General features: G+C 61.2%; 1 protein-coding gene. It reads left to right on the forward strand.

Annotation, left to right across the window (positions count from 1 at the left end; genetic code table 11):
* Positions 1-1,045, forward strand: a 1,045-nt coding sequence (locus ACIQ2D_RS22315; protein ID WP_402867459.1) for an alpha/beta hydrolase, incomplete at both ends; no start/stop codon positions are given.

A 1,045-nucleotide genomic window follows, 5' to 3' on the forward strand; every position in this document is an offset into this window, starting at 1 on the left:
TGGCGAGAAGATCATGTACACCTCCACTCTCGTGGACGGAACTCCCGTGGCCACCACGGGCGCAGCCATCACGCCGGCGTTTCCCTGGCGCGGGCCCGGTGAACGACCTACCGTGGTCGTCGCTCCGGGTACGTTCGGCCAGGGCGATCAATGCGCCGGTTCGAAGAACCTTGCGTGGGCCTTCAATATTCAGATCAGCCCTCAGTTGAGCTTGCCCGTCAACTACAACGTCGCCGACGCCGGCTTGCTGCTCACCGCAGGGTTTCGAGTAGTCATGCCCGACTACATCGGACTTGGCACTCCCGGGATTCACACCTACGTCAACAGGGTCGAGCAGGGCAACGCCGTCGTCGATGCCGCGCGCGCCTCGAATCAACTGTGGAATCTGCCTGACTCCACGCCGATCGCGTTCTGGGGCTACTCCCAGGGCGGCGGGGCGAGCGCATCCGCTGCAGAAATCGTCGGCGAGCGGGCACCAGAGCTGCACATGCTCGGTACCTACGCGGGGGCAGCCGATCCCGATCTGCGCGAAGTTCTCCGCAAGGCAGACGGGTCACTACTCACCGGAGCGATCGGGTACACCCTCAACAGCCTGATGGCGAGATACCCCGAGCTAGGTCCGATCTTCGACAAGCGGCTCAACGAGGAGGGAAAACAATGGCTTACGACCAGTGCGACGCAATGCGTGCCGGATACCGGGCTGACATCGTTGGGTACTCGTAGTACCGATTACACCGTCGACGGAAAATCCTTCTCTCAGATCCTCTCCGAAGAGCCGGAACTCGCGGCAGTAGTCGACGATCAACAGATCGGACGCACGACCCCCTCTGCCCCGGTATACCTGCACACGTCCACCAACGACGACATCGTTCCCGCTGATTCCGTTGCAGCACTGAGAGACAGATGGTGCGCATTGGGAGCGGAAGTCGAATACACACAAGACGACATCACGCCGCCATTACTACCGGGGTCAACTCTCAGCCATGATTTCGGAACGGCGACCGGAATGCCGCTAGCGGCAAAGTTCCTGTGGGACCGAATCAAC

The organism is Lysinibacillus sp. NPDC097287 (assembly GCF_044761695.1).
GTDB lineage: Bacteria > Bacillota > Bacilli > Bacillales_A > Planococcaceae > Lysinibacillus.